At 67.4% G+C, this 6,626-nt stretch carries 5 protein-coding genes and 1 pseudogene; 5 read left to right on the top strand and 1 reads right to left on the bottom strand.

Annotated features, from left to right (window positions below; genetic code table 11):
- Positions 1 to 613 (bottom strand): annotated as a pseudogene (locus WA965_RS20770) (molybdopterin-dependent oxidoreductase); the annotation flags it as partial.
- A gap of 108 nt (positions 614 to 721) precedes the next feature.
- On the opposite strand from WA965_RS20770, the gene WA965_RS20765 reads away from it, so the two are divergent.
- The 5 genes from WA965_RS20765 to WA965_RS20745 all read left to right on the top strand — a co-directional run.
- Positions 722 to 1,489, top strand: a complete 768-nt coding sequence (locus WA965_RS20765) for an SDR family NAD(P)-dependent oxidoreductase (protein ID WP_526302030.1) — start codon at positions 722 to 724, stop codon at positions 1,487 to 1,489.
- Positions 1,490 to 1,559: 70 nt separating this feature from the next.
- Complete coding sequence (gene poxB, locus WA965_RS20760; RefSeq protein WP_526302032.1) at positions 1,560 to 3,293, top strand: ubiquinone-dependent pyruvate dehydrogenase; 1,734 nt, start codon at positions 1,560 to 1,562, stop codon at positions 3,291 to 3,293.
- 58 nt (positions 3,294 to 3,351) lie between these two features.
- Positions 3,352 to 4,725 (top strand): neutral zinc metallopeptidase, encoded by a 1,374-nt coding sequence (locus WA965_RS20755; protein ID WP_526302034.1) that lies wholly within the window; start codon positions 3,352 to 3,354, stop codon positions 4,723 to 4,725.
- Between the two features lie 40 nt (positions 4,726 to 4,765).
- The gene (locus WA965_RS20750) at positions 4,766 to 5,818 is read left to right on the top strand and encodes a phosphotransferase family protein (RefSeq protein ID WP_526302036.1); all 1,053 of its coding nucleotides are present in this window, start codon (positions 4,766 to 4,768) and stop codon (positions 5,816 to 5,818) included.
- Between the two features lie 63 nt (positions 5,819 to 5,881).
- On the top strand, positions 5,882 to 6,626 hold a 745-nt coding region (locus WA965_RS20745; RefSeq protein WP_526448023.1), incomplete at its 3' end, for an aldo/keto reductase.

The following is a 6,626-nucleotide window of genomic DNA, read 5'->3' as shown; positions in this document are numbered from 1 at the left end:
CGTCGACGCGGGGCAGCGCGAACGCCCGGCGATCGCCCGACACCGACGACGTCAGGCGGCTGATCACCGCGCCCGCGACACCGGAGGCCACACCGACGCCGAGGAAACCAAGAGTCACCAGGGACAGCCGTCGGCCCCGGTCCGGGGGTTCGGCGTCGTCGGAGGCCGCGGGCGCTTCCCCGGTATCCCGGAACCGGCCCGAGACGAGCAGTCGCAGCACAGCCACCCCGCACGCCGCGCCGACCACCGTCGGGACGACATGGATGAATGTCGCGCCTTCGCGGGACAGCACCGCCGCGCACCCGGCGACACCGGCGGCCACGATCAGGGCGCTGCCGATCGGTCGGCGGGGCCCCTCGAGCATTCCGGCGATCGCCGCGACGGCCGCGATCACCACCAGCACGAGCACGCCGAGAACCAGCTTGTCCGCGGTGCCGAACGTCTCGATCGCCCATTCCTTGACGGGCCCGGGGGTCAACTCGATCACCGAGGACCCGACCGCGTTGCGGACATCGGCCTGTGGCCCGAATGCCGCTGCGACGAGTTGGGCCACGCCGACCGACACGGCAGCCGCAGCGACGCCGCCCATAGCCTTCGCGCCCAGCATGGTCATGCCGCCAAACTACCGCCGTAGCGAACCCGAAACCCTTACCGAAAGATGTCGTCCGCTAGGTTGCTTTACAGATCTACCTCTACTTGCAACGTTCACGAAAGGAAGTACATGGAGATCGAGGGCAAGAAAGCCGTCGTCGTCGGTGGTGCGTCGGGATTCGGGCGGGCCACCGCGGAGGCTCTCGCCAAGCGCGGCGCGAGTGTGGCGGTGCTGGACCGTCCGCAGTCGAACGGCAAGGAAGTGGCCGACGGGATCGGCGGCACCTTCCACGAGGTCGACATCACCGACTTCGACGGCACCGAGACAGTGCTCGGCAGCGCGGTCGAGGCATTGGGCGGCCTGCACATCGCCGTCACCACGGCGGGCGGCGGGATCGCCGAGCGCACCGTGAAGAAGGACGGCCCGCACGGCCTCGACAGTTTCCGCAAGAGCATCGACCTCAACCTCATCGGGACGTTCAACATCAGCCGGTTGGCCGCCTGGCACATGAGCAAGAACGACCCCGTCGACGAGGACGCCGAGGAGCGCGGGGTCATCATCAACACCGCCTCGATCGCGGCATTCGAGGGGCAGATCGGACAGTTGGCGTACACGGCGTCCAAGGCGGCGATCGCCGGCATGTGCCTGACGATGGCACGTGATCTGGGCAGCCTGGGCATCCGCGCGCTCGCGATCGCCCCCAGCCTGTTCGCCACCGGCCTGACCGAGGGCATCCCCGATGAGTTCGCCGCGGTGCTGACCAAGGACGCCGCTTTCCCGAAGCGGCTCGGCAAGCCCGAGGAGTACGCCAAACTCGCGGTGGCGATCGTCGAGAACCCGATGCTCAACGGCCAGTGCCTGCGATTGGACGCCGGACAGCGGTTCGCACCGAAGTAGAGCCGATTTCGGTGCCGCTCGTCACGCTCGGCGCGAAGGGCGGCACCGAAATCACCACTAGGCTGGCCGGATGGCCACCGTTGCCGATCACGTCATCGACACCCTGCGAAACAGCGGCATCCGGCGGGTCTACGGCTTGCCGGGTGACAGCCTCAACGGCTTCACCGATGCGCTGCGCCGCTCCGGCGACATGTCGTGGGAGCACGTGCGGCACGAGGAGACCGCGGCGTTCGCGGCCGCTGCGGAAGCCGCGCTGACCGGACAGTTGACGGTGTGTGCGGGCAGTTGCGGACCGGGCAACCTGCACCTGATCAACGGACTGTTCGATGCGCAGCGCAGTCGGGTGCCGGTGCTGGCGTTCGCGGCCCACATCCCGCGCAGTGAGATCGGCTCCGGGTACTTCCAGGAGACGCACCCCCAGGAACTGTTCCGCGAGTGCAGTGTCTACTGCGAGATGGTCAGCACCCCCGAGATGTTGCCGCGCATCCTGCACATGGCCATGCGGGCCGCGGTCGAGGAACGCGGGGTGGCCGTCGTAGTGATCCCGGGAGAAATCTTCCTGCAGAAGGCCGAACCGAGCGCGTGGCAGCGCCCGGTCGTCGCGACCCGTTCGGTGATCCGCCCCGACGACGCATCGCTGCGGCACGCCGCGGAGATGCTCAACGACGCACGGGCCGTCACCATTCTCGGCGGTGCCGGTGTCGAGGGTGCCCACGACGCGCTCGTGCAGGCGGCCGCGACGCTGCAGGCCCCGGTGGTACACGCGTTGCGGGGCAAGGAGTTCATCGAGTACGACAACCCCTACGACGTCGGGATGACAGGTCTGCTCGGTTTCGCCTCCGGCTACAAGGCCATCAAGGAAGCCGACACCCTGCTGATGTTGGGTACCGACTTTCCGTATCAGCAGTTCTATCCCGACCACGCGAAGGTCATCCAGGTCGATATCCGCGGCGCGCATCTCGGCCGCCGCACACCGGTCGACCTCGGCCTGGTCGGCACGGTCGGCGACACGCTGGGCGCACTGCAGCCGATGCTGCGGCAGAAGACCGACACCGCGCACCTGGACCGCTCGCGCAAGCACTACCGAAAGACGCGAAAGACGCTCGACGACCTCGCGGTCAACGACCGTGACAAGACGCCGATACGACCGGAATACGTTGCCGGACTGGTGAACACGCTGTCCTCCGATGACGCGGTGTTCACCGCCGATGTGGGTTCGCCGGTGGTGTGGGCGGCTCGGTATCTGGCGATGAACGGCAGACGCCGGCTCATCGGATCGTTCAACCACGGCACCATGGCCTGCGCGCTGCCGCTCGCGATCGGAGCGCAGACGGCGTTTCCGGACCGGCAGGTGGTGGCGCTGGCCGGCGACGGTGGTCTGACCATGGGCTTCGGCGAGTTGCTGACGCTGATCCAGAACCGGCTGCCGGTCAAGGTCGTGGTGTTCAACAACTCGTCGCTGAACTTCGTCGAACTCGAAATGAAGGCCGCCGGGATCGTCAACTTCGGTACCGGGCTGACCAACCCGGACTTTGCCGCGGTCGCCCAGTCGATGGGAGTCTTCGGTCGCCGGGTCGAGCGGCCCGCAGAGTTGGAGCAGGCGCTGGTCGATGCGTTCGCTGTCAGCGGCCCGGCTGTCATCGATGTCGTCACCGCTCGCCAGGAGCTGTCGATCCCGCCCGCGATCACCGCCGAGCAGGCGAAGGGATTCTCGTTGTACGCGATCCGGACCATCCTGGCGGGACGGTCCGACGAGTTGCTCGACCTCGTCACCACCAACGTCGCCCGGCGCCTGCTGGACTGACCGGCCCACTCTGCGCACTTTTCGAGCCGATCGCGGTCCGCGGGACTAAAGTTTGCCCATGCGAACCAGTCTGTGCTCGGCGTCGGCCACCGTCGCGGTCTTGCTGGCAGGCTGCGGCTCCAGCCCGCAGATGCCCGCTGCCGAATCCGGCACGCTGTCGGAGCGCACTGCCACGTCGCCGGATATCAGTAGGGTCCAGATCAACGGCGACGCGTCCGATCCGGTCAACCAGATTGCCGTGCAGGCCATCGCTGACCTCGAAACGTATTGGGGTGAAAACTATCCCGTGCTCTACGGGGACGAGTTCGCCCCGATCGAGGGGGGTTACCACGCCGTCTACCCGTCATCGGGGGAGGTGCCGCCGTGCGCGACGGATCCCGCCGATGTCGCGGGAAACGCCTACTACTGCTACACCAAAGACGTGATCGCCTGGGACGCAGAGGGATTGCTTCCCGAACTGGCAGACAAATTCGGCGACTTCGTGATCCCTGTCGTGATGGCTCATGAGTTCGGGCACGCGATCCAGGGCCGTTCCGACTTCACCGCCCGCACCGTCACCAAGGAACTGCAAGCCGACTGCTTTGCCGGTGCCTGGTCCCGACATGCCCAGGACGCCAACATCTTCGAGGTCAACGCAGCACAACTCGACAGTGCGCTGGCCGGAATCCTGGAGCTTCGCGACTCGCCGGGCACCAGCAAGATGGACCCCAACGCCCACGGCAGCGGTTTCGACCGCGTCAGCGCATTCCAGGACGGCTACGACAACGGGACCGAAGCGTGCAAGGGATATCGCGACGACGACCCGATGGTGCTGGCGTTGCCCTTCAACGACCAGGAGGATGCGGCCAACCGGGGCAACGCACCGTACGACTACGTGGTGAACACCGTGCCCTACGACCTGGAGGATTACTGGACGCAGGCGTACCCGGCGGTCACCGACGGGCAGAGGTGGGTGCCGGTGCGCGGTCTGGAACCGTTCGATCCCGACTACCCGCCCCGTTGCGGCAGGCAGAGCGCCGAGGGTTACGCGTTGTTCTACTGCGTCCCGGAAGATTACATCGGCTGGGACAACAAGTTCGCGATGCGTCAGGTGTACCGGCAGGGAGGTGACTACGCCGTGGCGACGCTGCTGGCCACACAGTACGGTCTGGCGGCCCTCGAGCGGCTGGGCGATCAATCGGACGAGCAGACCTCCACGCTGCGAAGCGATTGTCTCGCAGGCGCTTACACCGCCAGTGTGATTCTCTACAACCGACCCGACACCAGCACCTTCAGGATCTCGCCCGGCGACCTCGACGAGGCCATCACGGCGCTGCTGGTGTTCCGCGGCGACGGCGACGCCGATCGCCAAGGTGCGGGCTTCACACGGGTGCGCGCGTTCCGGGCCGGCGTGATGGACGGTGTGGAGCCCTGTCTTTCTCTGCGGCCCTGATGTGCTCCGCTTCCGTCCCGCCACCTGACACCATGGCGGCATGCCTGTCGACGTGACACTGACCGAGGCCGAGCAGGCCGCGCTGCAATCGTGGATCCGGCGCACCGGGCTCGGTTCGACGGTCAGCGACGTCGAACCCCTCACCGGGGGCTCGCAGAACATCGTCGTCCGGCTGTGTGTCGACGGGCGACCGATGGTGTTGCGGCGGCCACCGGCGCACCCGCGGCCGACGAGTGACAACACGATGCGTCGCGAGATCGCCGTGCTGGGGACACTGGCGGGCACCACCGTGCCGCACCCGGGCCTGATCGCCGGCTGCGAGGACCTCGACGTGCTGGGTGTGGTCTTCTATCTGATGGAGGCCGTCGACGGCTTCAACCCCGGTAACGAGACCGACGAGACCTACGTCCGCGATGCCGGGATGCGGCACCGGGTCGGACTGTCCTATGCGGCCGGCCTCGGACGATTGGGGACCGTGTCCTGGGAGAACAGCCCGCTGGCCGACCTCAAACGCCCGGGATCGTTTCTGGCACGGCAGGTTCCGCAGTTCATGCGGTTGCTCGAGAGCTACCGCCACGAGCACTACCCACCCGAATCGTTCCCGTCGGTCGGTGCGCTCGCGGAGTGGCTGGAATCGCAGCGACCGCTGGACACCGAGCCCGGCATCATGCACGGTGATGCCCATCTGAACAACGTGTTGCTGCGGCGCGACGCGCCGGAGCTGGCCGCTTTCATCGATTGGGAGATGTGCACCGTCGGGGATCCGCTGCTCGATCTCGGCTGGATGCTGGTGTGCTGGCCCGACGGCCCCAACCCGATCAACGCCGGCGCGGAACTCGCCGCGCTGGGGGGGTTGGCGACGCGTGGCGAGTTGCTCGAGGCATACGTGGCCGCGGGCGGGCGCCGCACCGCACACCTGGACTGGTATGTCGCGATGGCGTGTTTCAAGCTCGCCATCGTCATCGAGGGAACCTGGTCGCGTTTCCTTGCCGGGCAGGCCAGTTCGGAGGCCGGAGAGCGACTGCACGCCTCGGCGCAGAACCTCATCGAACTCGGCACCCGGGTGGCCAGAGGAGACAACCCATTCGTGTGACCGAACCGCCCGGGCCCGCATGGCCACGTTGCAAATCTCGTGGATCCGGTTGATCCTTCAGGTGTGGCAGGCGACGACAACACAGCGCAGCGGGTGGGCCGACTCGGACTCGGCCTGGCCGCATTGGGGCGCCCGGCGTACCTGACGAGCGGGCGCGATCGCGATGTCGGTGATCACCGTTCGGTCGACGAGATGCGTTCCCGGACAGCAGAAGTCCTGGATGCGGCCTACGCCGGTGGGATCCGCTACGTCGATGCCGCACGCTCGTACGGCCGATCCGAGGAGTTCCTCTCGGATTGGCTGAACTCCAGGCCCGATGTCACCGACGTCCAGGTGGCGTCGAAGTGGGGGTACCGCTACGTCGGTCAGTGGCGGCTGGATTCGCCGGTGCACGAGGTCAAAGAACACACCCTTGATGCGTTCACGGCACAGTGGCGCGAGAGCCGGGGACTGCTGGGCGACCGACTCCGGATCTACCAGGTCCATTCGGTGACCGAGGAGAGCCCGGTGCTCAGCGACCACGACCTGCAGAATGCACTCGCGGGCCTGCGCGACAGCGGGATCTCCGTCGGCTTGTCCACCTCGGGCCCCCACCAGGCGGCGGTCGTGCGTGCCGCGCTGGCGATGAACATCAACGGGACACCGCTGTTCTCCGTGGTTCAGTCGACGTGGAACCTGCTGGAGACCTCCGTCGCGTCGGCGCTCGCCGAGGCGCACGCCGCGGGAGTGGCCGTCGTGGTCAAGGAGGTCTTCGCCAACGGTCGGCTTGCCCCCGGCGGCACCGACCCGGCGGCCGGGGTGCAGCAGG

This window comes from Mycobacterium sp. (assembly GCF_049683935.1).
Lineage (GTDB): Bacteria > Actinomycetota > Actinomycetes > Mycobacteriales > Mycobacteriaceae > Mycobacterium.
Note: the sequence above shows the minus strand (reverse complement) of the source record. Positions and strands in the feature narration are given on the sequence as shown.